Below are 25,421 nucleotides of genomic sequence, written 5' to 3' on the forward strand. Positions count from 1 at the left end.
CACGATACGGACTGCCTTCTAGCGCTCAATAAACATTCAGTATTATTTATCGGAAAGCACAAAAATACTTTAGGTATTAGTATCGACCTGAGCCCTTTCCCCACTGGTGTTAGCAGGTATCAGGATGAAACCCCCGAAAAACGACGAAACAGATCTCGACAGCGAAGCCGCCCGCCGCGCCCTCGACTACTACCTCAACCCCAACCCGCCGCGCCCCACCCTGGACAACAGGATCTGGACCCTGCACGAGGGTGTAACCGGCGACCAGGCCCAGGAACACGCCATCGCCCTGCTGCGCTGCGCCGCCGCCACCGCGCAGGAAACTGCTACTCACCAGCACGGCAGCCAGCGCGAACTGACCTTTGCCCTGATGCACATGATGGACATGGCGCGCGCACTGTTCGAGCACAAACGCACCGTGGAATCGGGTTTGTAAGCAAGAAAGAAGGGAGAGAACGTGATGGCCGGGTAACGGCGAAGGCCCCGATTGCCGGGACAAGGAGCGCACCGGTAAAATTTTTTTACCGGATTAGCGAAAATTCATTTGACTTGCAAATGATAACTATTATTATTGCGCTCAGCTGATCGCGAGATCTGCTGGATAACCTGGAGCTTAGGTCGCTCTCAGATTATCTCCTCATCAGGCTAATCACGGTTTTTGACCCAGCTTTTTGCTGGGTCTTTTTTTTGGCTCTTCAGGCTAATGAAGATCGTGATGGCGCGCATGATAGCAAAGGTGTTTCAGGGCGTGAACGCTCATTACAAAACTTTGCGGAATCAGCACTTGAGAATCAATCTCGTTTCAAATACGCTGATCACGCATCACGGAAGATGCCCCCATCCCTCCCCTCCACAGAGCAAGGAGCTGTCCATGACCCGTCTGCTGCTGCCCCTTGAGCACTCAAACCCCGCTGCCGAACATCATGCCGACGACGCCCTGCTGCACGCCCTGAAACACCTGCCACGGCGTGTCCAACAAGTATTCCTGCTCAACCGCCTCGACCAACTGGACTTCTCCAGCATCGCCGCCCGCCTCGACCTGCCATTGGCGAGCATCGAGCGGCACATGGACCAGGCACTGCAGGCTGGTCGTTCGCGCCGGGATGTGCTGGCGAGTGTTGCCGGGCAATGGTATGTGCGCTTGCAGAGCCCACAGGTGACGGCGTGCGAGCGGATCGATTTTCGCCGTTGGCTGGATGCGGACATGGCGAACTTGCAGGCGTTTCATGACACGGAAATGCACTGGCGCAGCCTGTTGGCACCGGCACGGCAACTGGGCCAGGATGGTTGGTACCGGCAAGGTCGGGCGGCACTGTCGTTGGGCGGCTGTTCGGTTGCGGTCGGGCTTGGCGTGGCGGCGTTGGTGCTGTTTGGTTTCTGGGCCTGATCAACACCTTCGCTACACCGTTATCGTTTTCACCGCGGATGGCTCGGTCGTTATCAAGTTCGAGTGCTGGTCAGCGTTTCCGTCAGGCATGCAAGCAGTAGCCATCCGCACAAACTGACACCCAGGAACAGAAGCCCCAGGCTCATCGGCAGCTCGCTTTCGACGCCAGCAACAAGACTGCCGGCTAAACCACCACCTGCGAACAACAATGTCGTATTGAGCGACGCTGCCGCACCGGCTTGCTGCGGGTAACGCGCCAAGGCTTGGGTCGTCGCAGCAGGACGCACCAGCGTTGTCCCCGTCGTGCAGATGATCATCGGCAGCATAAGACTCGCCACCGTCAACCCTGCAAACTGCTCCCAGATCAACAGTGTGATGCCCCCGGCAGCTATGAGCAGGAATCCTGTCTTGATCTGAACCTGCGGGCTTACGCGGTTGTTCAAATAGGTCGCGGCTACTCCGCCAGCGATATACGCAAGCCCATAGGCGATAAATACCACCGAGAATTGATATGGCGTCAGCCCCAGGCTGTCCATCAACGCCAATGGCGCGACAACGATGAAGGAAAAATGGCAGGCAAACGCCAGGCTAGCCAGCAGGGAGTGCGCAAGATAGGTCGTATCACGCAGCATGACCCAATAGCTGCGCATGCCCGAAGTACGGCCTCGCGATGCAGACGTGTCCTGCAGCAATGCATATGACAGGCATGAAACGATCACGGCTATGAAAGCGAATACCGTAAAACTGCCCTTCCAGCCAAAGGATTGTTGGAGAAAAGCGCCTGCGACCGGTGACAACGAAATGAACAGCCCACTTGCGCTGGTCAGCAGGATACGCATGGCATTGCGTTGTCTACCGCTGTACAGATCCTGCACGAGCGCCTGGCCCAGCACGAAACTCCCGCAACCCAGGGCCTGCAGCAAACGGAACGCCATGAACGTCTCATAGCGGGTTGAAAGTACACAACCCACTGCCCCTGCAATGGACACTCCCAACCCAGCGAGCAACAACCGCTTGCGCCCCATGCCATCCGACAATGGCCCGATCACGATTTGCGCCAAGGCGACACCAAACGCAAAGAAACTCACCGAGTAGGCTATCTGCTTTGGCTCGACGTGAAACTCGTCTGCGAGCGCCGGGAATGATGGCAGGATCACATCCAGAGGGAATACGCCCAATAGACACAACAGAATCAGCAAGGCCGAGCGCGGAAAGCTAGTGAACGAACCCAAGGGCTGATTCACGCTACCAACCCCGCCTTCTTGTATTGCCGGAAGTAGTCACTGGAATCTCCATGGAAGCGCCGAGCCCTGATGGTAGCGACACCCTGAAGATGTACAACCCGAACCGGGCAGCGAAACTTCCGATAGAGTTGTAGGGCTTTTCCCTTGTTGCTTATTACCGTTGAGTTCTGGTGCTATCCAGCCTTCTGCTGACTTGATAGCCGACCCCTAGCGCAGTTCATCTGTTGTGCAAACTGCTCTCAGTAATTGAAGTCATGACCGAGCTGGCCCTGCATCCATTCAAGGAACTGTCGAACCCTGGGGGTTTCAGCATGGCCTCGAGGAAATACCAGGTGGTGGGCACTGACGGGCGTCGCCAAGTCTTCCGCAAATACCGGTACCAACTCGCCCCGGGCGATATAGTCCTGCGCCAGCAGGGAACTCTCCAAGGCCACCCCATACCCGTGGCTGGCGGCCTCCAGGCTCATGTAGGAGCGATCGAAGCTCAAGGCGTAGGGGGTTTGAGGCAACGTCACGCCTTGCTGGGCGAACCATTGGGGCCACTGCACCAATGCGGCTTCCGACAGGATCAGGTTCTGCCCCAGCAGATCGCCCGGCTGCTTGATAGGCGTACGCTCGAGAAGCTGTGGCGAGGCCAGCACAGTTGCACGTTCATGCCGGATGGTACGCACTTCCAGGCTGGGCCAGTTGGGGTAGCCATGACGGATATCCAGATCGATCTGATGGCGGCCGAAGTGCAGAGACTCGTAGGAGCACGACAGGTTGATCTGGATCTGCGGATGACTGTTACGAAAATGGTCCAGGCGCGGCAGCAACCAGAGCAGGCCGAAGCTGGGCGCGGAATGAAGCCGCAAGCAATCGAAGCCCACCGAGTTGCCGGCGCGCTCGGTGGCCGTAGCCAGGCTTTGCAATATGCCTGACACCTCGCGCAGGTACTGCTCTCCGGCCGGGGTCAATGCAACACCGCGCGCCTCGCGAATGAACAACGGACGACCGATCAAGGCTTCCAGATTGGCGAGCTGGTGGCTCACCGCAGAGGGTGTGAGGTTCAACTGCTCTGCGGCCCGTGCAACGTTGGCGAAGCGAGCAACTTGCTCGAAGGCCTGAATTGCTTTCAGGGAAGGGATCTGAGGCGATTTTCTGAGGATGTCCAGGCTCATGACCATTTCCTGAAGGATTCGAAGCGATACCAAGGCTTTTACCTTCCTGTAAGCCCAAGGCACAAGTCGAGGGCTGAATTTTTTTCAGCACCGGGTGAAGGAGGCAGCGTTGCTCGGGGTGCTGTCCGGGACGAAGCTGTGCCTATCGGTTCTGCCTGAACCACTGCTCACAACAACAACCATCTGGAGCACCTTCGATGCTGTTAACAGGAAAATTTGCCGTGATCACTGGCGCGGCCTCTGCCCGCGGCATCGGCCGCGCAACAGCCCAGGCGTTTGCCGCTCAGGGCGCCAAAGTCGCGATCCTGGACCTGGACGCCTCCGCCGCGACCGAGGCTGCCGCTTCACTGGGCGAAGGCCACCTCGGCGTGGCTGCCAACGTTGCCGATGAAGCACAAGTGCGTGATGCCATCGCTCAAGTGCTCGCGCAATTCGGTCGGATCGACGTGCTGGTAAACAACGCCGGTATCACTCAACCGGTGAAAACCCTGGAAATCACAGGGGCTGACTATGACCGGATTCTCAACGTGAACCTGCGTGGCACCTTGCTGATGTCCCAGGCGGTGATCCCAACCATGCGGGCGCAACGCGCCGGCAGCATCATCTGCATGTCATCTGTGTCTGCCCAGCGTGGTGGCGGCATCTTCGGTGGCCCTCACTACAGCGCGGCGAAGGCTGGCGTGCTTGGATTGGGCAAGGCGATGGCCCGCGAGCTGGGGCCGGACAATATTCGCGTCAACTCGATCACGCCAGGCCTGATTCACACTGACATCACCGGTGGCCTCATGCAGGATGAGCGCCGTCACGCCATCATCGAAGGCATCCCCTTGGGCCGTCTGGGCGAGGCGCGCGATGTCGCCAATGCAGCTTTGTTCCTGGCCAGTGACCTGTCCAGCTACCTGACGGGCATTACCCTGGATGTCAACGGCGGGATGCTGATCCACTGAGCACCCGGTGCATCGTGACCTGCACCCGAGCCCGGCGCAGGCCACGCGTTCGATAACAACAAGAGATCAGAACGAATGACCACATTAGCGCTCGATGCGGTATCCGCCGCACGCAGCAGTGCCTACCGTAAAACGGCCTGGCGACTGATGCCTTTTCTCATGCTCTGCTACCTGTGCGCCTATCTGGACAGGGTCAATGTCGGCTTTGCGAAGCTGCAGATGATGGACGACCTGGCCCTTTCCGAAGCGGTCTACGGACTGGGCGCTGGCATGTTCTTCATTGGCTACTTTCTCTGCGAGGTGCCCAGCAACATCATTCTGCACAAAGTGGGCGCTCGACGCTGGATCGCTCGCATCATGATCACCTGGGGCATCATCTCGGCGATGTTCGCCCTGGTGGAGACAGCCTGGCAATTCTATACCCTGCGTTTTTTGCTGGGGATCGCCGAAGCAGGCCTGGCACCAGGGCTTCTGCTGTACCTGACCTATTGGTTCCCGTCTTACCGCCGGGCGAAGATGACCGCGCTGTGGTTCATCGCGATTCCGCTGTCGGGCATGATCGGCGGCCCCTTGTCGGGTTGGATCATGGAGCGCTTTGCCGGCGTTCACGGCTGGGCGGGCTGGCAGTGGATGTTCCTGCTCGAAGCCATCCCCACGGTACTGGTGGGCGTCCTGGTGCTGAGCTACCTGAAGGATGGCGTCGATCAGGCTCACTGGTTGAGCGACGAAGAAAAAGCCCTGGTGCGCAAGGAGCTGGCTGAAGACGAACAACACAAGGTAAACCACGGCTCGGTGGCCGACTTCATCCGCGACCGTCGGCTCTGGTTGCTGGCGGGCATCTACTTCTGCGTAGTGATGGGCCAGTACGCAATCACGTTCTGGCTACCCACACTGGTACGCAATGCCGGCGTCAGCGAACCTTTGCACATCGGCCTGCTGACCAGCCTGCCGTACCTGTGTGCCATCGTCGCGATGCTGTGGGCCGGGCGCAGCGGCGACCGTCACCGTGAACGCCGCTGGCATCTGGCGATCCCCATGCTGATCGGCGCTCTGGGCCTGAGCCTCGCCGCAGCACTGGGCAGCAGCCTGACGCTGTCGATCCTCAGCCTGTGCCTCGCTGCGGCTGGAGTGCTATCCGCCTCTTCACTGTTCTGGATGCTGCCCACCACGCTGTTGGGAGGTGTATCGGCGGCGGCAGGCATCGCGGCGGTGAACAGTTTCGCCAACCTCGCCGGCTTCTGCTCGCCCTACCTGATCGGCTGGGTCACTACCACCTTGGGCAGCAATGCCATCGGCATGTATCTCATCACGGCCGTACTCATGTTTGGCGCCTTCCTGGTGTCGCGAGTACCGGCTCATCTGGTCAATCGTTGATTCGATAAAAAGGAGTCACTTCAATGACTGCTGTGCCTACCTACACCGAGGCGCTGCCGCTGGCTGTGCGCGCTCGCAATATCCGCCGCCACGCATTGCGCATGGGGCAAGTCCAGGGCCAGGGCTATGTCGGCCAGGCGCTGGGCGCCGCCGACCTGCTGGCGGTCGCGTATTTCCATGCGCTGCGCCTCGACCCCGGCAACCCCGAATGGGAGCAGCGCGACCGTTTCTACCTGTCCATCGGACACTACGCGATTGCCCTCTATGCCGCACTGATCGAGGCCGGCGTAATCCCAGAGGATGAGCTTGAAACCTACGGTAGCGACGATAGCCGCTTGCCCATGTCTGGTATGGCTGCCTATACCCCCGGCATGGAGATCACCGGTGGCTCGCTCGGCCACGGCTTGGGCATCGCCGTCGGCGCCTGCCTCGGGCTCAAACGCAAGGGGTCGGACAGCTGGGTGTACAACCTGCTGTCCGATGGCGAGCTCAACGAGGGCTCGACCTGGGAGGCCGCCATGTCGGCCAGCCATTGGCGCCTGGACAACCTGATCGCCATCATCGATGTGAACAACCAGCAGGCGGATGGCCATTCCAGCGAGGTACTGGCCTTCGAGCCAATCGTCGACCGCTGGCAAGCCTTTGGCTGGTTCGTTCAACGCGTGGACGGCAATGACCTGGATGCGCTGGTCGGCGCCTTCGACCAGGCCCGTGCCCACGCCGGGGCGCAACCGCGCGTGATCATCTGCGATACCCGCATGGGCAAAGGCGTGCCTTTCCTGGAAAACCGCGACAAGACGCACTTCATTCGCGTCGATGAAAACGAATGGGACCTCGCCCTGAAAGCGCTGGACGCCGGGAGCCAAGCATGAGCATTGTGAACTCACCCAAGAAACGCCTGACCACCTCGGCCATGATCGCTTCGATTGCCGCCGACGGCCAGCCGACCCGCCCTGCCCCGTTCGGCCATGCCCTGGCAAGCCTTGCCGAGCAACGTCGGGATATAGTTGGCCTAAGTGCCGATCTGTCCAAGTACACCGACCTGCACATCTTCGCCAAAGCCCACCCCGAGCGCTTCTATCAAATGGGCATGGCCGAACAATTGCTGATGAGCGCCGCTGCCGGCATGGCACGGGAAGGCATGACCCCCTTTGCCACCACCTATGCGGTGTTCGCCTCCCGTCGGGCCTACGACTTCATCTGCATGGCGATTGCAGAAGAGAACCTCAACGTCAAGATCGTCTGTGGGCTGCCTGGCCTGACCACCGGTTATGGTCCTAGCCACCAGGCCACGGATGACCTGGCCATCTTCCGGGCGATGCCCAACCTGATGATCGTCGACCCCTGTGATGCGCTGGAGATCGAGCAGGCTGTGCCAGCGATCGCCGCCCATCAGGGGCCGGTCTACATGAGGCTGCTGCGCGGCAACGTACCCTTGGTGCTTGATCGCTACGATTACCAGTTCCAGCTGGGCAAGGCACAGGTGCTGCGCGGTGGCCGGGACGTGCTGTTGATAGCCAGCGGCCTCATGACCATGCGCGCGCTGGAGGCTGCCGAGCAGTTGCAAAAGGACGGAGTGGACGTGTCGGTACTGCACGTGCCTACCATCAAACCGCTCGATGAACAGACCATCCTCGCCGAGGCACGCAAGCCTGGTCGCCTGGTGGTCACTGCGGAAAACCACTCGATCATAGGGGGCCTGGGGGAAGCTGTGGCCGGCGTACTGCTGCGCAACGGGGTCACACCAACCTTCCGCCAGATCGCGCTACCGGATGCGTTTCTCGATGCAGGGGCACTGCCGACTTTGCATGACCGATACGGGATCTCCACTGACGCTGTGTCGAGGCAGATCAAGGCATGGCTTTGACCGTAGCCGTGGGTCAAACCTGAAGCGCGGCGGATGCAAGCGTGATGGATACCTGGCCCATGACAAAGGCACACCGCAGCCCCTGGGATCCAGGCAATGATGAAAAATGCTCCGTAACATTCGATACGGAGCATTTTTTGGGGCGACGAAACCTGCAGACGCCACCTAACCTCCTGCCACGCTACCGATGAAATTCGCCAGCTCAGCTGTTCGGGGCGCCGCAAAAACCTCGCGTGGATTGCCAGTCTCGTGGACCTTGCCTTGATGCATGAAGACCAGCTTGTCACCGACTTCCCGGGCAAAACGCATTTCGTGGGTGACCATGATCAGGGTCATGCCTTCACTGGCCAGTTGGCGCACCACACCGAGCACTTCGTTGACCAACTCGGGGTCGAGCGCCGAGGTGATCTCGTCGCACAGCAACACCTTTGGCGACATGGCAAGCGCCCGGGCAATCGCCACCCGCTGCTGCTGGCCGCCGGAAAGGCGGTCCGGGTAGGCGTCGAACTTGTCGCCCAGTCCAACCCTGGCGAGCATCTGCTCGGCCAACTGGCGGGCCTCGGCCTTGCCGACCTTCTTCACCACCTGGGGCGCAAGCATCACGTTCTGGCCCACTGTCAGATGAGGGAAGAGGTTGAACTGCTGGAACACCATGCCAACCTTCTGCCGCAGCGAGCGCAAGTCGGCGCGGCCGGCATCCAGGTATTCGCCGTCCACCTCGATCACCCCATCGCTGATCGACTCCAGGCCGTTGAGGGTACGCAGGAAGGTACTCTTGCCGGAACCGCTACGGCCGATGATGGCGACCACCTCGCCCTCCTCGATCGCCAGGTCGACACCCTTGAGCACATGATTGTCGCCGTAGTACTTGTGCAATGCGGACGCTCTAAGCAGGGGCATGCAGCCTCCTCTCCAGGTAACGGGCGCTCAGCGAGAGCGGGTAGCAAAGGACGAAGTAACCCACGGCCACCAGACCGTAGATCAGGAACGGTTCGAAAGTGGCGTTGGCCAACATGCCGCCGGTCTTGGTCAGCTCGGTGAAACCGATGATCGAGGTCACCGCCGTGCCCTTGACCACCTGCACCGAGAACCCGACGGTCGGCGCGACGGCAATGCGCAGGGCCTGGGGCAGGATCACGTGGCGCAACTGCTCCAGACGGCTCATGGCCAGGCTGCCGGAGGCCTCCCACTGGCCATGTGGTATGGACTCGACGCAGCCTCGCCAGATCTCGGCGAGAAAGGCACTGGTGAACAACGTCAAGGCGATGGCCGCCGCCATCCAGGCCGAAACATCGATGCCGAACAGGGCGATGCCGAAAAACACCATGAACAGCTGCATCAGCAGCGGCGTCCCCTGGAACAGCTCGATGTAGCTCCTGGCCGCGCCACGCAGCATCCGGCTATCGGAGATTCGCGCCAACAGCAGCAACAGCCCGGCAATACCACCGCAGACGAATGCCACCAGCGACAGCAGCAAGGTCCATTGCAAACCTGCGAGCAGGTTGCGCACGATGTCCCACAAGGTGAAATCCATTCAGCGTCTCCCCGTCAAAGCGCGCCGGCCTATCCATGCCAGCAGTTGGCGCACCAGGATGGCCATGACCAGGTACAGAGCCGTGGTCAGCAGGTATGTCTCGAAAGCCCGGAAGTTGCGCGACTGGATGAAGTTGGCAGCGAACGACAGTTCTTCTGTGGCGATCTGCGAGCACACCGCCGACCCGAGCATTACGATCACGATCTGGCTCGACAGGGCCGGCCAGACCTTGGCCAGTGCAGGTTGCAGCACCACATGGCGAAAAGCCTCGAAACGACTCATGGCCAATGCCGCCGCAGCCTCCAGTTGCCCTCTGGGAATGGCCTGGATACCCGCCCGAATGATTTCGGTGGAATAGGCCCCAAGGTTGATCACCATGGCCAGTACCGCCGCCTGCCATTCCGTCAACCGAACGCCAAGCGAGGGCAGGCCGAAGAAGATGAAGAACAACTGGACGATGAAGGGCGTGTTGCGGATCAGCTCCACGTAAAGGCCGAACAGCGCATCGAACGGCCGTAGTCGCCAGGCGCGCACCACCGCACCAAGCACACCGATAGCCACCCCGAACAGGGTGCCGATCAACGTCAGCTCAAGCGTGAACACAGCCCCTTCGAGCAGCAGGCCGCCTTGGGCCAGCACAGGGGAAAAGTCAAATTGATAGGCCATGGGTCGGCGACTCCAGGGCCGTTCAAAGGTCGGCCGGCAATGGCTGCTTCAGCCACTTTTCGGCATTGCGGTCGAGGCTGCCGTCGGCCTTGGCCGCATTCAGAGTGGCGTTGACCTTCTCGAGCAAGGCCGGCTCCTGCTTGGCCAGCCCCACGTACACTGGCGAGTCCTTTAGCTTGACCTTCATGACCGGCACCTTGTTCGGGTTCTTCTCGGCAATGACAGCCATTACCACGCTGCCGCTGGCGATCAGCTCGACCTGGCCCGACAGGTAGGCGGCGATGGTCGAGTTGTTGTCCTCGAAGCGCTTGATGACCGCACCCTGAGGGGCGACCGCGGATAACTCCATGTCCTCGATCGAGCCACGCGTGACACTGATGGTCTTGCCGGCAACGGCACCGATATTGTCGATCGACGTCTCGGCCGGCCCGAACACTGCCAGGTAGAACGGTGCGTAGGGGCGGGAAAAATCGATCACCGCTTCCCGCTCCGGGTTCTTGCCCAGGCTGGAAATCACCAGGTCGACCTTTCCGGTAGTGAGGAACGGAATGCGGTTGGTGCTGTTGACCGGGGTCAGCGCCAGCTTGACGCCGAGCCTGTCAGCCAGTAGCTGCGCGGTGTCGATGTCCAGGCCGCGAGGTTTGAGGTCCGGCCCCACCGAGCCGAAGGGAGGGAAGTCCTGGGGTACGGCTACCTTGAGCACGCCCCGGGCAGTGATGTCGGCCAGCGCATCGGCCTGGGCGTGGGAAACGCTCATGACGCCGCCACAAACCAGGGCGGCCAGAAGCAAGGAACGGATGTTTTTCATGGAAAATGCCTCGGGTGCATGCGAAGAAGTTGCCTAGCCCGAAAAGCACAGGCCGTGCCAGTGTTGCCCGGCAGCCCCGGAATACGCTTTCGCCCCTTGGCATCACGCGGTCTTACTGGTCTGAACAGCTAGCGCCTACCCTCTGCCATCGCCCCCCTTTCGTGCAGCCACCTGCCCCGCTGCGTCAGCATGGGGCGATACTTGCCAGGCAACCGGTAAAGCCTTTAAAAAGCGCAGACCCCTTGCCAGCTGGTCTGAACAGATGCTCGACACACTCCCCCGCGCAGTTCCGGAAATCGCCTTGCAGGCTATCCGCAAACTGATCCAGGAAGGCGACTACCAGCCCGGTGATGCCCTGCCCTCCCAACGTGACCTGGCAGAGCAGTTGGGTGTAAGCCGCGCCTCCCTGCGCGAGGCGCTGTCCTCCTTGAGCGCCTTGGGGCTGGTGAGCGTACAACCGGGCAAGGGGGTATTCGTCCAGGCGCCGCCATCCGCCACCGGCTTCTCCTGGCCCTATGCCGAACAGGTATCCGCCGTCGATACCTTCCAACTGCGCTATGCACTCGAAGGGTTTGCCGCCGGCTTGGCGGCGCTGTACCTGACGGCAGCGGACATCGATGCGCTCGAAGCCAATGTCGAGTCGATGCGCCAGGAGCTGCGCGCCGGCAATTTCGAGGCCGCAGCGCGCCTGGACTTCGCCTTTCACCGCCGCCTGCTGGAAGCGAGTGGCAACCACGCCATGCTGCAGGTGATCACCACCAGCCAGGACATTTTCCTGGAGAGCCAGAAGTTGCCGTTCATTCGCCCTGAACGCGCCATGGAGACCTGGCAGGAACACCGCAAGATCCTGCGCCAGCTTGCCCGTGGCAACCAGGCCGGGGCACAGCGTGCAATGCAGGAGCATATCCGCAACGCGGCATCGCGCACGAACGTGGTGTTCCCATGTTGACTGGTCAGCCAAACACCGGAATACCAGGCCAGCGACCCCGTGCATGACAACACACGGCAACATCACCCTCACAGGGTAAGTGGAAAGGCTTCAGCATTGACCTGAATCAGTCAAACGCCATGGGCGGTGTTGTAAACAGCACACCAAACATATGGGAATGCAGTTTGATGAGCGAGTCCAACCTGGCAACCAGAATTATCTGCAACAATCTTGAACTGGCCGATCAATTGCGCCAGTTGTTGGCGCCTGTAGCACCCGATTGCGAGGTGCTGAGTACGCCTGGCAATTGCAGCGTGGCCCCGCTTTGCCGCTGGCTCGGTGAAACCCAGTTGGGCTCGGCTGGGCAGATACAGGCTGCCTTGCTGGATGCCACCGAGGTTCTCGAACAGACCCGACACGCCTTCAAATCCCGCGAACTGGGGCTGCTGCGGCGACGCCTGGTTGCATTGCTGGATAAATTGTCGGAAGATCCCCAGTGATGTGAATGTGCCATCACCAGGTTCCGCCCTGCGGGAACCGGCTTTGCCGAGCAGGATAATAGGCCTGAAAGACGAAGCGCCGTGACAACAAGTTCTTGAGCAGAACTTGTTGTCACGGCGCTTTTTTTTGTTCAGCAAAAAGGAATCTTCTCCAACACCGGGGGATGTGAATGAAGGTGACAAAAGACCTCGAGGAATTAATCAAGCGTATCCGTCTCGACCATGCGGAGATTGTCGAACGTTTTCGCTTTCTCGACTGGAGCGCCGAAGATGCCAGACGACTAGGCGTAGCAGCTCAGTACATGGCCCCGTCCCAGCAAGCTTTCGTCGACCATCTGTACCGTCACCTGGCGGAATTTTCCACGCCGTCCGCGTTGCTTCGCACGCCGGAAGTCACCGCCCGTTTGAAGCAGAGCCAGGCTGAGTATTACCAGCGCTTGTGGAGCGGCCCCTACGATGAAACCTACGTCAACGGCCGCCTGCGCATCGGTGTGATCCATCAGCAGATCGGCCTGGAGCTGAAGTGGTATCTCGGCAGCTATCGGCTTTACCTCGACGACATGCTTGAAAGCGTGTTCGGCGACAGCCCGGATGCCACGCTGTATTCCAGCCTGTTGAAGGCAGTGTTCTTCGACATGACGCTGGCCATCGATACCTACAGTGCGGCCCAGCACAAGGCGCTGGAAGATAGTGAGGCTCGCTTCGCCCGCGCGCTGCGCGGTGCCAACGACGGGCTGTGGGACTGGCATGTCGATCAGGACCGGCTTTACGTTTCAGAGCGTTGGGCCAGCATGCTTGGCCTCAGCCGCGACAGCATCGGCGAGAGCAGTTCCAGTTGGTTCGGTCGCGTGCACCCGGACGACCTGCCCGATTTTCGCCATGCCATCGATGCCCATCTTCAAGGGCAGACATCATCCGTTCACCACGAGTACCGTATCCGCAAGCACAACGGCGACTACATCTGGGTCCTCGTGCGAGGGGTCGCCGAAATGACCAACCCTGGCGAGCTACGCATGGCTGGCTCGCAGTCTGATATCAGTGCACGCAAGGATGCCGAGCAGCGCCTCCAACATACCGCCCAGCATGACCCGTTGACCGGCCTGGCCAACCGCATCCGGCTTGACGAGCAAATGCAGAAGACCTTCAGGAAGCAGCGCAAGGGCGGTGACTACGAAGCGCTGCTGTTCATCGATCTGGACCGTTTCAAGTTGATCAACGATAGCCTCGGCCACAACGTCGGTGATCGCGTGCTGGTGGAAGTGGCAAGGCGCTTGAAAGAGTCGCTGCGCCCCACTGACCAACTGTTCCGCTTCGGCGGAGACGAATTCATCGTTTTGCTTCACGACCTCACCTGCGACCGCGACGCCGAGCAGATATCCCAACGCATCCTCGACAACCTGCACCAACCGCTGCACATGGACGGTCGAACCCTGGTGGTCAGCGCCAGCATCGGCATCGCTCCGTTGCACGACAATGGCAAAGCCCTGGATGTGCTGCAGGCTGCCGACCTTGCCCTCTACCGAGCCAAGTCTGCCGGCAAGGCGCGGTACGCCCACTACGACGAAACATTGCAAGATACCGCGCAGCAGCATCTGGAACTGGAATCCGCGCTAGGCCAGGCACTGCAACAGAATGAATTCGAACTGTACTACCAACCGATCTATCACCTGGACCAAGGGACACCTCTGGTGACCGGGGTCGAGGCGCTGTTGCGGTGGCGCCATGGCGAACGTCTGATCTCGCCACTGGAGTTCATCCCTGCGCTGGAGGAATCGGGAGAGATCATCCGCGTCGGCGAATGGGTACTGCGCCAGGCCTGTCAGCAGGCCCGGGCCTGGCAACTGGCCGGGCATGAGCGCCTGCGCTGCTCGGTGAACATTTCCAGCACGCAATTGCAACAAGCCGACTTCACCCTCCGGCTGATCGATATCCTGCAAGAAAGCGGCCTGCCTCCCGCCAGCCTGATCCTGGAGATCACCGAAAGCCAACTGATGCATGACGACATGGACACGCTGGCCTGTCTGCATGAGCTGACCAGCCTTGGTGTTCTGCTGGCGCTGGACGATTTTGGCACGGGTTACTCCTCGCTCGGCTACCTCACGCGCTTTCCGCTGCACATCCTCAAGCTCGACAAGAGCTTCATCACCGGCGTGCCTTACGAGAACAAACAGAGCGCGATCAGCCAGGCAATCATCGTTCTCGGCCATAGCCTCGGCCTGGAAGTGGTGGCCGAAGGCATCGAGAGTTCGGCGCAACTCGAATTCGTGGTCGGTGAAGGCTGCCACTACGCCCAAGGCTACTGGTTCAGCCGGCCACAACCCGCCGCTCAGATACAACACCTGCTCAGCACAGAAGACCGTTTCGAAGGAAGCGCAGTTACGCGGCGCGTACCTGTCAGTTCAGGAGAAAAACAATGAAAAACAATCTTCCGGTCAGTGGTCGTGCCGTCGAATTCAGCGCAAACGCGAACATTCTTTCAACAACCAACCCAAAGGGCGCCATCACTTACGTCAATCCCGACTTCATCAACATCAGCGGATTCAGTGAAGCCGAATTGCTCGGCGTCAATCACAACATCGTGCGCCACCCGGACATGCCGCCAGAAGCTTTTGCGCATATGTGGCAGACACTCAAGGATGGGCGCTCGTGGATGGGGCTGGTAAAAAATCGCTGCAAGAATGGTGACCACTACTGGGTCAGCGCCTACGTCACGCCGATGCAGCGCAATCGGTAGCCATCGGTTGCAGCGCTTCGAGTATGACGCCGAACATAGGCTGGTGTGCCTGGAGCAGGAGAGATATGGTGAGGTCGAACGCATTGTGTTCGCCTACGACCCGCTGGGGCGACGGGTCAGCAAGGCGATCTACAAGCCAGGCGAAACCGAGCCATTATGCCGGACGCTGTTTCACTGGCAAGGATTACGCTTGCTACAAGAAGTACAGAGCTCACTGCCCACCCTTTATATCTATGCGAGCTCTAACAGCTATGAGCCACTAGCACGTATAGACGAGAATCTGAATGAAGAAGAAATACGGTATTTCCACTCCAACTTGGCCGGGCTGCCCGAACAGTTAACGGATGAAGATGGTCATACATTGTGGCGCATCGATTATCACGGTTGGGGAGCCACACGAGATGAATGGCGCAGTCGACAGCAAGAGCGCGAGCAGAATTTGCGATACCAAGGTCAGTACCTTGATCGAGAGACGGGGCTACACTACAACACGTTCAGATTTTATGATCCAGATGTGGGAAGGTTCACCACACCGGATCCTGCAGGGTTGGCAGGTGGAATAAACCTCTACCAGTACGGCCCAAACACCGCCGCATGGATCGACCCTCTGGGGCTTTGCCGCCGGGGGAATACACTAACGAAACGTCACATGGATCAAATTAGAGATCAGTTCTTACGTGACAATAAACTCTCGCCTATTTCGCATACTCAAGGCGGACGACAGACAGGGACTGGCATTGAACTTAGAGAGACATACTTAAAGCCTCTACCTGGAGGATTAGGTCGGAAGGGAGGTTCATATACAGACATGACATTCACCGATGCCAAGGGCCGAACCGTATACATTCAAACAGTGGACAAAGGAAAAATCAACGGAATGTCACAACGCGAATGGGATAATGCCATCCGAATCACGAAACAAGACCCTAGCGCTATCGTAATCACCATCGTCAAAGGGAAAATTACTAGCCCAGGATCTTTAGACACTACCAACATGCCAGTCGGGCAAATCATAATAAGGTAATCAATAATGGCCAACAAAACACCAACACTCCTAGTATTTATGACGAAAGCCGATGAACTTAGCTTCTCCAAAGAACTGCTATCCCAACTTCCCGAGATAACATTTATCGAGACGGGAAAATGGGAGGAGCGATCACCCAAAACAATGCCCACGTTAAATGAATGCCACAATGACAGCCCACAGCACTCCATATGGAACAAACTAATACTACCAGAGCACATATACAGCAAAAATTATATATTCCCCAACGAGGATAGAAACTCCTACTTCGGGGCGACGGTCGGCCCTGGTCTCATCCAGTACATCAGACCCAACATAGCAGACTACGATCCCACCTGCCTTCGAAATGGAAGGCTATCTGCTTCATACGACCCCAAGAAAGACCCGGCAACCGATTTGTTTGTAAAAACAGTATTTAAGATAGCTAGGAAGGGAGCGATGCAACTTTTTTCAATTGACCGCAAAAGCGGCAACATTTCCGAAAAACCAGAAAATAATTTCCTTGCATGGCCAGACGCTGCCAGTTATTACAACGGACAAAATGGAAAGTACCTCACGAATAACGCCTTTGCATATTTCGTAGCAAGTAAAAAGCAACCCGATATCAAATGACCCACACGAGTCCAGGAAAAGCATCTCATGACGACAACCGTTGTCACCTCAAAGCAGCGCCAAGGGCATGTACTCATCAGTAAATATGTTCAGAATGCGCCTAGGCCTTGCCCCAAGAATTCGAGTCAGAGAGTTTCATTTCAAAACCCAAGAGGAAAGAACTAGAAACGTCTCGATCGAGCTAAACCACCGCCACTGGCCTCAACGCGACGGCAACACATTCACACCCATACAACCTTGAAAAAGTAACACCTTGGGAGCATGCAGCCAAAGATCCCTACAGACACCCAGGGAGTGAGTTAATTGAGGCACTGCAAGATCTAAGCAATTACAAAGGATTTTAAATGAAACTATCCGAACTTATGCAGTCCGACACCCACATAACCTTCCTTGACGACCTAGACAAGCACATCCCCGAGAAAATAGACAGAAGTTCAAAAGTCCACGAAACCATTATAAATCTAATGGAAAAATGGATGCAACATGCCTCGATTTCTTGCGAAGACTTGCTGCACATCATATCAAACCACCAAAAACATTTAATTGCCTACATCATAAAAAAACAAGCCACCTACAGAGAGCCAAACGGAGGCAGAGATAATATAATCAATCACGCCCCAAGGTAAATTTCCAAATCGGCCACACTATTGAATACTACATGATATCGAAAAGAAAAAGCGAACTATCAGAATACATAACAAAGATCCGAATACCCTACCCCAGGCAATACGCAAGGGAAATCGAAAGAATATTCACTGAAACCAAGCCCTCATGACCAAAGTTGCTGTACCGGGAAAATTCTAACAAATCTCCCCGAGCTGCAATAAGCAACTTCTTGACGCAGCAAAGTCGATTTTTCAGGCATCGATCGCCTCCAAAGCAGGGCATTGCCCTGGTTCGTGGATGCTGCAGGCGCACCCCACCCTCAGCGCTCAGTAGCTGCTGACGCGCCATCCACAGTATCAATACAACCCGGAAGGTCGTGTTACCCGCGTCACCGATGCCCTCGAAAAGACCAAGCACCTAGGTTGGAACACCCGTGGCCAGCTTCTCAACTATCGCGACTGCAGCAACAACCAGACGCTGTACCACTACGACTTGCAGGGTCGCCTGAGCGAAAGCATCAACGCCCGGGGAGAGCAGACCCACTTCCGCTATGACGCTCGCGGCTACCTCATAGAAAGCGAACGGCCCGATGGTCGTATCGACCGCTACGAAGTTGATGCCGCCGGCCAGCTGATGCGCTACATCGATCCTGCGCAAAAGAAACTGCAATTTCGCTACAACCGCAGCGGGCGTGTGGTCGAACGGCTGGACGCCTCGGGATAACTCACAATGGTGGCGTAAATCAGTACGCAGCCGCGACAGGCAAAATGTAGACACATCCTGCCAGATTTTCTAAAGGAGCAAAACCGTGCCCGTAAAATTAATAGAAAGTGAACAACCCATATCCACAAGTGACTTTCTTGCATTCACAAAATCAATAAATGCACACCCAACAAGTGAATTTATAAACTTTTATCTGACCAATAACGGCGGATTCATTGATGATAAACAACACACCGAGTCCGAGCTTCTAATAAATAGCTTTTTATCAATAAAATATGGTGAAGCCACGATAGAAAACGTCTACAAACAACTAGTCAAAAGCACCCCTTCGCTAGCCGGACTCATACCATTTGCCTATGACGACTGCGGCAACCTATTCCTACTATCAGCGAGTTCACCGCTATCGAGATCCATATGTACGACGTTTACAAGCATGTCGATGCACTTGGGAACTGCTGGCAAGCAGAGGTCGTCGCGGGCCAGTTCGTCAAACGAACTGATCGACAGGGTATCGGGCGCCTGATCGAGACACGTGACCCGCTTGGGCGAAGCGAACGCATAAGCTATCTGCGCCACTGGGCTTTCCTTTGACCTCGCCAGAACCGATGACAGGGCATTGTATTTCGGTAGATATTACAGAGAGGCCAGCACCAGAATGAACTCGACATACCACCCAGCATCAACTAAGCCAACAAGAACAGAAAAAATTGGAGCTTGCCCATGAAGGAGCTAAAAACCTGGAAGTGGGAAGATAAAGAGAGAACAATGCTGAGAAAAATCTCTCCCGGAGATATATTCTGCCTCACCAAAGACAACAGCAACTATCATTTTGGTAAAATCTTGTCAAAAATGATTGTCGGGCACGCAGTCGAAATATTAAATATCACTAAAGACAGCCCATCAATCACCCAGCAAGAACTGGAACAATCAGCCTTAGCATGCCGACCGCTGCTGCTAGATAGTTACGCTTTATTCGACAAGAAAATTGACAAAAGTGGCGATTGGAGAATAATTGGCCATCAAGACATATCATCAATAGAACCCTATCGAAACCACTATTTCCTGTACGGAACACACAACAACTGGAAAAAGTCAACACCCTCAATTAGGAAGTTGAATTATCAAACACAGAAGCCCTAACTCTCCCCTTGCTTAAAGCCCTTAGCAATCATAGATTCTGGGAAACAATAAACGAAGAACTAAAGCTAAACTGGTAAACCATAATTTCACCTGCATAAGTGTACGCAACCGGACTTTTCGACCAATGAGATGTCCATGCAGTTCGTGCACGAAAAATACCATGGACCTCATCGTCACATCGGCGGAGCACACATGGCTACCGTGGTCGGCCCGAAGGGAGAAGAAATCTATTGCGATGAGTCGGGCCGGGTGAAGGTCAGCTTTCCCTGGGACCGTGAAAGCCAGAACAACGAGTTCAGCTCCTGCTGGGTGCGTGTGTCGCAAGGCTGGGCCGGTGGCAGCTGGGGCGACGGATCAGCAAAGCGGTGTACAAGCCAGGCGAAGCCGAGCCGATATACCGGACGCTGTTTCACTGGCAGGGATTGCGCTTGCTGCAGGAAGTGCAGAGCGGGCTGCCCAGCCTGTATGTCTATACGAGCCCGAACAGCTATGAGCCAGGATTTCTGTTGCTGCCTGGCCACGATGAACGATTTTTCATCCACGCGATAAGGCTTTAAACATTTTGTTTATTTCTTCGGCGCAATGCCCGGCTTATAGTTGATGGGTCCGGTTGGTATTTGAAGACGCTGAGTGCCAGTCCTCCGACCGTAAGAGCGATCCTACAGGGAGGTGCGATGCTCAACAGAACAGCACAAGACTGGGAGCGTTTGCGAGCGCTGCCCGCCTTGCTCAAGGAACTCCCTGCAATCACGGATGAACTGGGCTTCCATTTCTACAGCTTCAGCTGCACCTGCCCCACCCACGAGGTTCATGCGGGCAACCTTCCATTGGGTGGAGAACGACTTGTCCAGACCGCATTGGACTTCAGGCCCCATCATCGCCAACAAGCGACTGTTCCCGTCCTTTGGACCAAGGATGTCTTCTTGAATAGGCCCCGGTTGTGGGAGGTCGCGCAGGGGCTTGGACTACGCCACGGCTTGATCCAACCCGTGCACGATGGCGCCAGGCAAAGCAGCCTGGCGCTGTTACGGCCACATGTGAGTCTTTCGGTACAGGAGCTCTATCAGAAAGCTGCGCAGATCATGTGGCTGAGTGAACGCCTGCACTTGGCGGCAACTCAAGGGGAGCAGCACTCAGCTACGCTCACGAGCCTTATGAACCTTCGTGCGCATTGTAACGAGTAACCTGGAGCCAGCCATCGGACGCTATCATCGGCCTGCAGTAGGCCTACCGACGGTCCGCTACCGCCACAGTGTGAGCAAACACCTCAATCAACTTGAGGCTGGGAAGGCCACGCCGCTTCGAGGCCAGCACGAGCGCCATAAAGGCGGAGCCATGAAATTAGCGAGCGGTGCACAGCAGTGATGGCAAACATCTACCGCTCAACACCTGGATGCAATAGTGGCTTTGACTGAAACGAAAAAAGACGCCGAAGCGTCTTTTTTCAATGATTTACAGACTTCCATGGAACCCTGTAAATCTATATTTGGAGCGGGAAACGAGACTCGAACTCGCGACCCCGACCTTGGCAAGGTCGTGCTCTACCAACTGAGCTATTCCCGCGTCGTGATGGGTGCCATTCTAGCGATTTCTAAAACAGCGTCAACCCCTTGATTCAAAAAAACTTTTATTTCTGCTCCGAGCCTTCGCGCAGGTGCGGCCAGGCGGCCAGCAGGTAGTGCACCATCGACCACAGGGTCAGCCCCGCCGCCACCAGCAGCAGCGCGTAACCGAGAATTACCCAGAAGGTCACCGCCGGCGGGTTGGCCAACAGGATCACCAGCGCCAGCATCTGCGCCGCGGTTTTCCACTTGCCGAGGTTGGACACCGCCACATGCGCCCGCGCGCCCAGCTCGGCCATCCACTCGCGCAGCGCCGAAACCACGATCTCGCGGCCGATGATCACCGCGGCCGGCAGGGTCAGCCAGAAGTTGGCGTGGGTCTGCACCAGCAGCACCAGGGCCACCGCCACCATCAGCTTGTCGGCCACAGGGTCGAGGAAGGCACCGAACGGCGTGCTCTGCTGCAGGCGGCGCGCCAGGTAGCCATCCAGCCAGTCGGTGGCGGCGGCAACGGCGAACACGCTGCTGGCGGCCATGTAGCTCCAGTGATAGGGCACATAGAACAGCAGGATGAAGATCGGGATGAGCAGGACGCGTAGAACGGTGAGCAGGTTTGGAATATTCATCGGTACGACTGGCCGCAAGTTGAGCCCGCATTCTACTCGCTATGCAGGCTGGCATAAATCGACTCGGCAAGCTTTTTACTGATGCCGGGTGCTTTGGCAATTTCATCGACACTGGCGCGGTTGAGCTCCTGCAGGCCGCCGAAATGTTTCAGCAGGTCGCGCCGGCGCTTGGGCCCTACCCCGGCCACATCCTCCAGGCTGGACACCCGGCGGGCCTTGCCGCGGCGGGCGCGGTGGCCGGTGATGGCGAAACGGTGGGCCTCGTCGCGGATCTGCTGGATCAGGTGCAAGGCTGGTGAGTCGCCCTTGAGGGTGAACTCATGGTGCACGTCGTTCAGGTACAGGGTTTCGAAACCGGCCTTGCGCGTCACGCCCTTGGCCACGCCAAGCAGGGTCAGGTCGCTGAAGCCCAGCTCCTGCATCACGTCACGGGCCATGTTCAACTGGCCTTTGCCGCCGTCCACCAGTAGCACGTCGGGCAGCTTGCCCTCGCCATCCTTGATGCGCCCGTAGCGGCGGGTCAGGGCCTGGTGCATGGCGGCGTAGTCGTCACCAGCGGTGACGCCTTCGATGTTGAAGCGGCGGTAGTCGGACTTGAGCGGGCCTTCGGGGCCGAACACCACGCAGCTGGCCACGGTGGCTTCGCCGCTGGAATGGCTGATGTCGTAGCACTCCAGGCGCTGCGGCACCTCGTCCAGGCCCAGCACCTCGGCCAGGGCCTCGAAACGTGCGGCCATGTGCTGGCGGTTGGCCAGGCGCGCATTGAGCGCCTGCTCGGCGTTGGTCACCGCCAGCTGCTGCCAGCGGGCGCGGGTACCGCGTACCCGGTGGCTGATGGTCAGCTCGCGGCCACGCAGGGTCTGCAGGGCTTCGCTGATGGCGGCGAAGTCTTCGTGCACCACGTTGACGATCAGTTCACCCGGCAATTCGCGCTCGGCATTGCCCAGGTAGTACTGGGAAAGGAACGCGGCCATCACTTCGGCTACCTCCTCCTCGATGCCTACCTGCGGGAAGAAATTCTTGCTGCCCAGCACCCGCCCGCCGCGCACGCTGATCAGGTGCACGCAGGCGCCACCGGGGTTGACGAAGGCGGCGATAACGTCGACATCGCCGCTGCCGCCTTCGATGTACTGCTGGTCCTGGACGCGGCGCAGCAAGGCGATCTGGTCGCGCAACTCGGCGGCCTTCTCGAAATTGAGGGCCATGGCGGCCTTCTCCATCTCGGCATTGAGCTCGTTGCCCAGTTGCTGGCTACGCCCTTCGAGGAACATCACCGAGTGGCGCACGTCCTCGGCATATTCCTCGGCGGTCACCAGGCCCGTGCAGGGCCCTTTGCAGCGTTTGATCTGGTACTGCAGGCATGGCCGGGTGCGGTTGGCGTAGTAGCTGTCTTCGCACTGGCGCACCGAAAAGGCCTTTTGCAGCAGGCTGAGGCTTTCGCGAATGGCGCCGGCGCTGGGGTACGGGCCAAAGTAGCGGCCCTTGGCCTTCTTCGCCCCACGGTGAATGCCCAGCCGCGGAAACTCGCCGTCGGAAAGGAACACGTAGGGGTAGGATTTGTCATCGCGCAGCAGGATGTTGTAGGGCGGCCGCCACTCCTTGATCAGGTTCTGCTCCAGCAGCAGCGCCTCGGTTTCGTTGGCGGTGATGGTGGTTTCGACCTGGGCGATGCGGGCCACCAGCGCGGCGGTCTTGGGCGCCAGGCCGGTCTTGCGGAAATAGCTGGCCAGGCGCTTTTTGAGGTTCTTGGCCTTGCCCACGTAAAGCAGCCGGGCTTCGCCGTCGAACATCCGGTAGACGCCCGGGCGACCACTGCAGGTAGCCAGGAATGCGCTGGCATCGAAAACTTGGGACATGAGGTTTTACAGGCTTGCGTCGACCATGCCGTGGCGAACGGCCAGCAAGGTCAGTTCGACGTCGCTGGTGACCGAGAGTTTTTCAAAGATCCGATAACGGTAAGTATTGACGGTCTTGGGCGAGAGGCACAACTTGTCGGAGATGATCTGCACTTTCTGGCAGCCGACGATCATCAGGGCAATCTGGATTTCCCGTTCCGACAAGGCATCGAACGGTGAGCCCTGTGGCTGGAATGGCTTCAGCGCCATCTGCTGGGCAATCTGGGGGCTGATGTAGCGCTGGCCGGCGAAGGCCAGGCGGATGGCCTGGACCATTTCGTCGAGGCCGGCGCCCTTGGTCAGGTAGCCAGCAGCGCCGGCCTGCAGCAGGCGCGTGGGGAACGGGTCTTCCTCGCACACGGTCACGGCAACCACCTTGATGTCCGGGTGGCTGCGCAGCAGCTTGCGGGTGGCCTCAAGGCCGCCGATGCCGGGCATTTTCACGTCCATCAGCACCACATCCGGCTTCAGTTCACGGGCCAGCCTGAGCGCCGACTCGCCCGAATCGCCCTCACCCACCACCTGCAGGCCATCGATGTCGGCCAGCATGCGTGTAATACCGGTTCGTACCAGATCGTGATCGTCGACCACTAAGACCCTAATCAAGCACACACCTCGTCAGCAGGGCGATTGGATCCCGCCACCTTAACAAAATTTTTCACGGCGGACCTAACGCATTCCTTCCGTAAGAAACGCCTGACGTTCAACCGTGAGCGGCCTCACTGTCTGCCGGGATTTGTCGTTGTTGGTCAAACGCCGCAACAAGTGCCAGAGTGCGGCCTGATCGTCGCACGACAACTGCCGGAAAGCCCCCAGCAAACCGGACTCATCGGCGCTCAGCCCCTCGAGCGGTGCCGGGGTGCGGATACCGCTGAGCACATATAGTGCATCCACGCCTCGGGTTGCCAATGCCGCCAGGTAATCGAGCCGCGGCGAGCGTTCACCACTCTCGTATTTGCCCTGGGCATTGGGTTCGACGCCGCCGATATCGCCAAACACGCGCTGGGTCATCCCCAGACGCTCACGCTCTTCCCGCAGCCGCGGACCGATTCCATTCATGGGGGTTCTCCTTATCCCTGATCATACTCATGTACGGCCTACCCGCTGCAGGTAGCCGTGAACGCTTGGGTTCACTATGCCGATGCTCTCCAGTGGCGACAAGCCATCATTGAGCTATTGGTCGATCGTGCGTTGCATGCGCACGAAGCATTCGTCCTCACCCATTTCAACGAAGCCGTGGCGCTGGTAGAGCACGCGCGCCGGGTTGCTGCGAAACACCATCAGCCGCAGCAGCGGCAGGTGCCGCTGGCGGGCCCACAGTGCCAACTGCTCCAGCACCCAGCTGCCGACCCCGCACCCACGGTGTTCGGGTAGCAGGTGCAACTCGCGAATGAACAGCGCCTGGCGGTCCTGGCTGAGGCTGCAGAAGCCGAGTACCGCGTCGCCATCGGTCACCAGCCACTGCTCGCGCCAGTCCCAGGCTTCGTCGAAGGCTTCCTCTAGCCACAGCAGGTCGTATTCGCGGTAGTACGGCAGCATCGCGCGGCGCGTGAGGTCTCGGGCGAAGGTGCGGTGGGTGTCGTTGGCGGGGGTCAGTTTCAGGGACATCACATTTCATACTCTTCGGTTTGCCAGGTCCGGCCCTATCGCCAGCACAACGAATATCAATCATGGGGCGTAGCACACGGGCGAACTGCCGGGCCCACGCCGGTCCAGTTCGTCCTCCAGCCATTCAGCCAGCACCCGGGCATTGTTGTGCTCGGTATCCTTGCCCGCATAAAGCAATGTCAGCGTGCCCTTTCCGGCCAGATCCAGCAGCGGGTACCAGTGCTCGGGGTGGGCCGCCAGCTCTTGCTGGTAACGCTGGATGAAGCCGGCGAAATCCACTTCACCCTGGTGAAACGCCTTGCGCAACTCATCCGAGGGTGCAACTTCGCGCAACCACTGCCCGTGCAGGTCTTCCTTGCGCTTGTTGCGCGGCCAAAGGCGATCGACCAGCACGCGCTGACCGTCGTCTTGCTCAACCGCATCGTAGACACGCTTGCAGCGAATCATGGGTTTCTCCTGCCACTACCGTCCGTCTT

27 protein-coding genes, 1 tRNA gene and 2 pseudogenes are annotated in these 25,421 nt (G+C 58.3%); 17 read left to right on the plus strand and 13 right to left on the minus strand.

The genetic code is table 11. The annotated features are described in order from the left end of the window. Positions 1-124: 124 nt before the first annotated feature. Positions 125-436: a DUF6124 family protein gene (locus NY023_RS18260; RefSeq protein WP_013973345.1), complete on the plus strand. Its 312-nt coding sequence runs from the start codon at positions 125-127 to the stop codon at positions 434-436. 435 nt (positions 437-871) lie between these two features. Further along, positions 872-1,387 carry a DUF4880 domain-containing protein gene (locus NY023_RS18265; RefSeq protein ID WP_013973346.1) on the plus strand — a complete coding sequence of 172 codons (516 nt, stop codon included), beginning with the start codon at positions 872-874 and terminating at the stop codon, positions 1,385-1,387. Between the two features lie 53 nt (positions 1,388-1,440). Here the strand turns inward: NY023_RS18265 and NY023_RS18270 are convergent, their stop codons facing one another. Beyond that, a complete protein-coding gene (locus NY023_RS18270; protein ID WP_023662411.1) occupies positions 1,441-2,631 on the minus strand; it encodes a Bcr/CflA family efflux MFS transporter in 1,191 nt (396 codons plus the stop codon). Positions 2,632-2,870: 239 nt separating this feature from the next. After that, on the minus strand, positions 2,871-3,791 hold the full coding sequence (locus NY023_RS18275; RefSeq protein WP_024087397.1) for a LysR substrate-binding domain-containing protein: 921 nt from the start codon (positions 3,789-3,791) through the stop codon (positions 2,871-2,873). A 197-nt stretch (positions 3,792-3,988) separates the two neighbouring features. Here NY023_RS18275 and NY023_RS18280 point away from each other — a divergent pair, with 197 nt between their 5' ends. From NY023_RS18280 to NY023_RS18295, 4 genes are all read left to right on the plus strand, one after another. Then, positions 3,989-4,738 (plus strand): SDR family NAD(P)-dependent oxidoreductase, encoded by a 750-nt coding sequence (locus NY023_RS18280; RefSeq protein ID WP_013973349.1) that lies wholly within the window; start codon positions 3,989-3,991, stop codon positions 4,736-4,738. A gap of 75 nt (positions 4,739-4,813) precedes the next feature. After that, positions 4,814-6,112 (plus strand): MFS transporter, encoded by a 1,299-nt coding sequence (locus NY023_RS18285; RefSeq protein WP_013973350.1) that lies wholly within the window; start codon positions 4,814-4,816, stop codon positions 6,110-6,112. A 23-nt stretch (positions 6,113-6,135) separates the two neighbouring features. After that, entirely contained in the window at positions 6,136-6,984 is an 849-nt protein-coding gene (locus NY023_RS18290; RefSeq protein WP_013973351.1) for a transketolase, read from the plus strand. Then, the gene (locus NY023_RS18295) at positions 6,981-7,979 is read left to right on the plus strand and encodes a transketolase family protein (RefSeq protein ID WP_023662409.1); all 999 of its coding nucleotides are present in this window, start codon (positions 6,981-6,983) and stop codon (positions 7,977-7,979) included. Before NY023_RS18290 ends, NY023_RS18295 begins: the two co-directional genes overlap by 4 nt. Before the next feature lie 165 nt (positions 7,980-8,144). Here NY023_RS18295 and NY023_RS18300 read toward each other — a convergent pair whose 3' ends face one another. Genes NY023_RS18300 through NY023_RS18315 form a run of 4 tightly spaced genes read right to left on the minus strand, consistent with a single transcriptional unit; the run spans position 8,145 to position 10,987 of the window. Next, positions 8,145-8,879, minus strand: coding sequence for an amino acid ABC transporter ATP-binding protein (locus NY023_RS18300; protein ID WP_024087399.1), 735 nt, complete (start codon positions 8,877-8,879; stop codon positions 8,145-8,147). Next, entirely contained in the window at positions 8,866-9,513 is a 648-nt protein-coding gene (locus tag NY023_RS18305; RefSeq protein ID WP_013973354.1) for an amino acid ABC transporter permease, read from the minus strand. Before NY023_RS18305 ends, NY023_RS18300 begins: the two co-directional genes overlap by 14 nt. Beyond that, the gene (locus NY023_RS18310) at positions 9,514-10,179 is read right to left on the minus strand and encodes an amino acid ABC transporter permease (protein ID WP_003258372.1); all 666 of its coding nucleotides are present in this window, start codon (positions 10,177-10,179) and stop codon (positions 9,514-9,516) included. 22 nt (positions 10,180-10,201) lie between these two features. Further along, a complete protein-coding gene (locus NY023_RS18315) occupies positions 10,202-10,987 on the minus strand; it encodes a transporter substrate-binding domain-containing protein (protein WP_013973355.1) in 786 nt (261 codons plus the stop codon). 262 nt (positions 10,988-11,249) lie between these two features. Here NY023_RS18315 and NY023_RS18320 point away from each other — a divergent pair, with 262 nt between their 5' ends. The 11 genes and pseudogenes from NY023_RS18320 (at position 11,250) to NY023_RS18365 (ending at position 20,438) form a co-directional block, all read left to right on the plus strand. Continuing rightward, positions 11,250-11,936 carry a FadR/GntR family transcriptional regulator gene (locus NY023_RS18320; RefSeq protein WP_013973356.1) on the plus strand — a complete coding sequence of 229 codons (687 nt, stop codon included), beginning with the start codon at positions 11,250-11,252 and terminating at the stop codon, positions 11,934-11,936. A gap of 167 nt (positions 11,937-12,103) precedes the next feature. Next, positions 12,104-12,415, plus strand: a complete 312-nt coding sequence (locus NY023_RS18325) for a hypothetical protein (protein ID WP_013973357.1) — start codon at positions 12,104-12,106, stop codon at positions 12,413-12,415. A 170-nt stretch (positions 12,416-12,585) separates the two neighbouring features. Then, the gene (locus NY023_RS18330) at positions 12,586-14,832 is read left to right on the plus strand and encodes a putative bifunctional diguanylate cyclase/phosphodiesterase (protein ID WP_013973358.1); all 2,247 of its coding nucleotides are present in this window, start codon (positions 12,586-12,588) and stop codon (positions 14,830-14,832) included. After that, positions 14,829-15,143 (plus strand): annotated as a pseudogene (locus NY023_RS18335) (PAS domain-containing protein); the annotation flags it as partial. The gene NY023_RS18330 and the pseudogene NY023_RS18335, both read left to right, overlap by 4 nt. A 13-nt stretch (positions 15,144-15,156) precedes the next feature. Then, positions 15,157-16,173 (plus strand): RHS repeat domain-containing protein, encoded by a 1,017-nt coding sequence (locus NY023_RS18340; protein WP_230491479.1) that lies wholly within the window; start codon positions 15,157-15,159, stop codon positions 16,171-16,173. 6 nt (positions 16,174-16,179) lie between these two features. After that, positions 16,180-16,785, plus strand: coding sequence for a hypothetical protein (locus NY023_RS18345; protein WP_024087402.1), 606 nt, complete (start codon positions 16,180-16,182; stop codon positions 16,783-16,785). Between the two features lie 1,098 nt (positions 16,786-17,883). Next, positions 17,884-18,114, plus strand: coding sequence for an RHS repeat domain-containing protein (locus NY023_RS18355; RefSeq protein ID WP_013973361.1), 231 nt, complete (start codon positions 17,884-17,886; stop codon positions 18,112-18,114). 85 nt (positions 18,115-18,199) lie between these two features. Then, the gene (locus NY023_RS27790; RefSeq protein ID WP_144084437.1) at positions 18,200-18,637 is read left to right on the plus strand and encodes an SMI1/KNR4 family protein; all 438 of its coding nucleotides are present in this window, start codon (positions 18,200-18,202) and stop codon (positions 18,635-18,637) included. Positions 18,638-18,834: 197 nt separating this feature from the next. After that, positions 18,835-19,254 carry an Imm26 family immunity protein gene (locus NY023_RS18360; RefSeq protein WP_049866927.1) on the plus strand — a complete coding sequence of 140 codons (420 nt, stop codon included), beginning with the start codon at positions 18,835-18,837 and terminating at the stop codon, positions 19,252-19,254. A gap of 177 nt (positions 19,255-19,431) precedes the next feature. Next, a pseudogene (locus NY023_RS27795) lies at positions 19,432-19,620 on the plus strand (hypothetical protein); the annotation flags it as partial. 308 nt (positions 19,621-19,928) lie between these two features. After that, positions 19,929-20,438: an autoinducer binding domain-containing protein gene (locus NY023_RS18365; protein WP_013973363.1), complete on the plus strand. Its 510-nt coding sequence runs from the start codon at positions 19,929-19,931 to the stop codon at positions 20,436-20,438. A gap of 303 nt (positions 20,439-20,741) precedes the next feature. On the opposite strand, the gene NY023_RS18370 is transcribed toward NY023_RS18365, so the two are convergent. From NY023_RS18370 to NY023_RS18400, 7 genes are all read right to left on the minus strand, one after another. Next, positions 20,742-20,817: transfer RNA gene (locus tag NY023_RS18370), tRNA-Gly, on the minus strand. Between the two features lie 64 nt (positions 20,818-20,881). Next, complete coding sequence (pgsA, locus tag NY023_RS18375) at positions 20,882-21,442, minus strand: CDP-diacylglycerol--glycerol-3-phosphate 3-phosphatidyltransferase (protein ID WP_013973364.1); 561 nt, start codon at positions 21,440-21,442, stop codon at positions 20,882-20,884. A gap of 32 nt (positions 21,443-21,474) precedes the next feature. Continuing rightward, the gene (gene uvrC, locus NY023_RS18380; RefSeq protein ID WP_013973365.1) at positions 21,475-23,298 is read right to left on the minus strand and encodes an excinuclease ABC subunit UvrC; all 1,824 of its coding nucleotides are present in this window, start codon (positions 23,296-23,298) and stop codon (positions 21,475-21,477) included. Positions 23,299-23,304: 6 nt separating this feature from the next. Continuing rightward, the gene (gene uvrY / locus NY023_RS18385) at positions 23,305-23,943 is read right to left on the minus strand and encodes a UvrY/SirA/GacA family response regulator transcription factor (protein ID WP_015271036.1); all 639 of its coding nucleotides are present in this window, start codon (positions 23,941-23,943) and stop codon (positions 23,305-23,307) included. Positions 23,944-24,006: 63 nt separating this feature from the next. After that, positions 24,007-24,396, minus strand: a complete 390-nt coding sequence (locus NY023_RS18390) for a helix-turn-helix domain-containing protein (RefSeq protein WP_023661749.1) — start codon at positions 24,394-24,396, stop codon at positions 24,007-24,009. Between the two features lie 114 nt (positions 24,397-24,510). Further along, positions 24,511-24,945, minus strand: a complete 435-nt coding sequence (locus NY023_RS18395) for a GNAT family N-acetyltransferase (RefSeq protein WP_024087404.1) — start codon at positions 24,943-24,945, stop codon at positions 24,511-24,513. Positions 24,946-25,005: 60 nt separating this feature from the next. After that, positions 25,006-25,392, minus strand: coding sequence for a DUF488 domain-containing protein (locus NY023_RS18400; RefSeq protein WP_013973369.1), 387 nt, complete (start codon positions 25,390-25,392; stop codon positions 25,006-25,008). Positions 25,393-25,421 lie beyond the last annotated feature (29 nt).

The organism is Pseudomonas sp. NBB (genome assembly GCF_032701105.1).
In the GTDB taxonomy this organism is placed as follows: Bacteria; Pseudomonadota; Gammaproteobacteria; order Pseudomonadales; family Pseudomonadaceae; genus Aquipseudomonas; species Aquipseudomonas asiatica.

What these genes read in the sequence shown, in the direction of transcription:
- NY023_RS18360 (WP_049866927.1), top strand. Translation starts at nt 18,835, where the DNA reads ATGAAGGAGCTAAAAACCTGGAAGTGGGAAGATAAAGAGAGAACAATG.
- NY023_RS18285 (WP_013973350.1), top strand. Translation starts at nt 4,814, where the DNA reads ATGACCACATTAGCGCTCGATGCGGTATCCGCCGCACGCAGCAGTGCC.
- NY023_RS18390 (WP_023661749.1), bottom strand. Translation starts at nt 24,396, where the DNA reads ATGAATGGAATCGGTCCGCGGCTGCGGGAAGAGCGTGAGCGTCTGGGG.
- NY023_RS18320 (WP_013973356.1), top strand. Translation starts at nt 11,250, where the DNA reads ATGCTCGACACACTCCCCCGCGCAGTTCCGGAAATCGCCTTGCAGGCT.
- NY023_RS18295 (WP_023662409.1), top strand. Translation starts at nt 6,981, where the DNA reads ATGAGCATTGTGAACTCACCCAAGAAACGCCTGACCACCTCGGCCATG.
- NY023_RS18365 (WP_013973363.1), top strand. Translation starts at nt 19,929, where the DNA reads ATGCTCAACAGAACAGCACAAGACTGGGAGCGTTTGCGAGCGCTGCCC.
- NY023_RS18330 (WP_013973358.1), top strand. Translation starts at nt 12,586, where the DNA reads ATGAAGGTGACAAAAGACCTCGAGGAATTAATCAAGCGTATCCGTCTC.
- NY023_RS18310 (WP_003258372.1), bottom strand. Translation starts at nt 10,179, where the DNA reads ATGGCCTATCAATTTGACTTTTCCCCTGTGCTGGCCCAAGGCGGCCTG.
- NY023_RS18260 (WP_013973345.1), top strand. Translation starts at nt 125, where the DNA reads ATGAAACCCCCGAAAAACGACGAAACAGATCTCGACAGCGAAGCCGCC.
- NY023_RS18300 (WP_024087399.1), bottom strand. Translation starts at nt 8,879, where the DNA reads ATGCCCCTGCTTAGAGCGTCCGCATTGCACAAGTACTACGGCGACAAT.
- NY023_RS18275 (WP_024087397.1), bottom strand. Translation starts at nt 3,791, where the DNA reads ATGAGCCTGGACATCCTCAGAAAATCGCCTCAGATCCCTTCCCTGAAA.
- NY023_RS18315 (WP_013973355.1), bottom strand. Translation starts at nt 10,987, where the DNA reads ATGAAAAACATCCGTTCCTTGCTTCTGGCCGCCCTGGTTTGTGGCGGC.
- NY023_RS18265 (WP_013973346.1), top strand. Translation starts at nt 872, where the DNA reads ATGACCCGTCTGCTGCTGCCCCTTGAGCACTCAAACCCCGCTGCCGAA.
- NY023_RS18290 (WP_013973351.1), top strand. Translation starts at nt 6,136, where the DNA reads ATGACTGCTGTGCCTACCTACACCGAGGCGCTGCCGCTGGCTGTGCGC.
- NY023_RS18395 (WP_024087404.1), bottom strand. Translation starts at nt 24,945, where the DNA reads ATGTCCCTGAAACTGACCCCCGCCAACGACACCCACCGCACCTTCGCC.
- NY023_RS18345 (WP_024087402.1), top strand. Translation starts at nt 16,180, where the DNA reads ATGGCCAACAAAACACCAACACTCCTAGTATTTATGACGAAAGCCGAT.
- NY023_RS18305 (WP_013973354.1), bottom strand. Translation starts at nt 9,513, where the DNA reads ATGGATTTCACCTTGTGGGACATCGTGCGCAACCTGCTCGCAGGTTTG.
- pgsA (WP_013973364.1), bottom strand. Translation starts at nt 21,442, where the DNA reads ATGAATATTCCAAACCTGCTCACCGTTCTACGCGTCCTGCTCATCCCG.
- NY023_RS18400 (WP_013973369.1), bottom strand. Translation starts at nt 25,392, where the DNA reads ATGATTCGCTGCAAGCGTGTCTACGATGCGGTTGAGCAAGACGACGGT.
- NY023_RS18325 (WP_013973357.1), top strand. Translation starts at nt 12,104, where the DNA reads ATGAGCGAGTCCAACCTGGCAACCAGAATTATCTGCAACAATCTTGAA.
- uvrC (WP_013973365.1), bottom strand. Translation starts at nt 23,298, where the DNA reads ATGTCCCAAGTTTTCGATGCCAGCGCATTCCTGGCTACCTGCAGTGGT.
- NY023_RS18280 (WP_013973349.1), top strand. Translation starts at nt 3,989, where the DNA reads ATGCTGTTAACAGGAAAATTTGCCGTGATCACTGGCGCGGCCTCTGCC.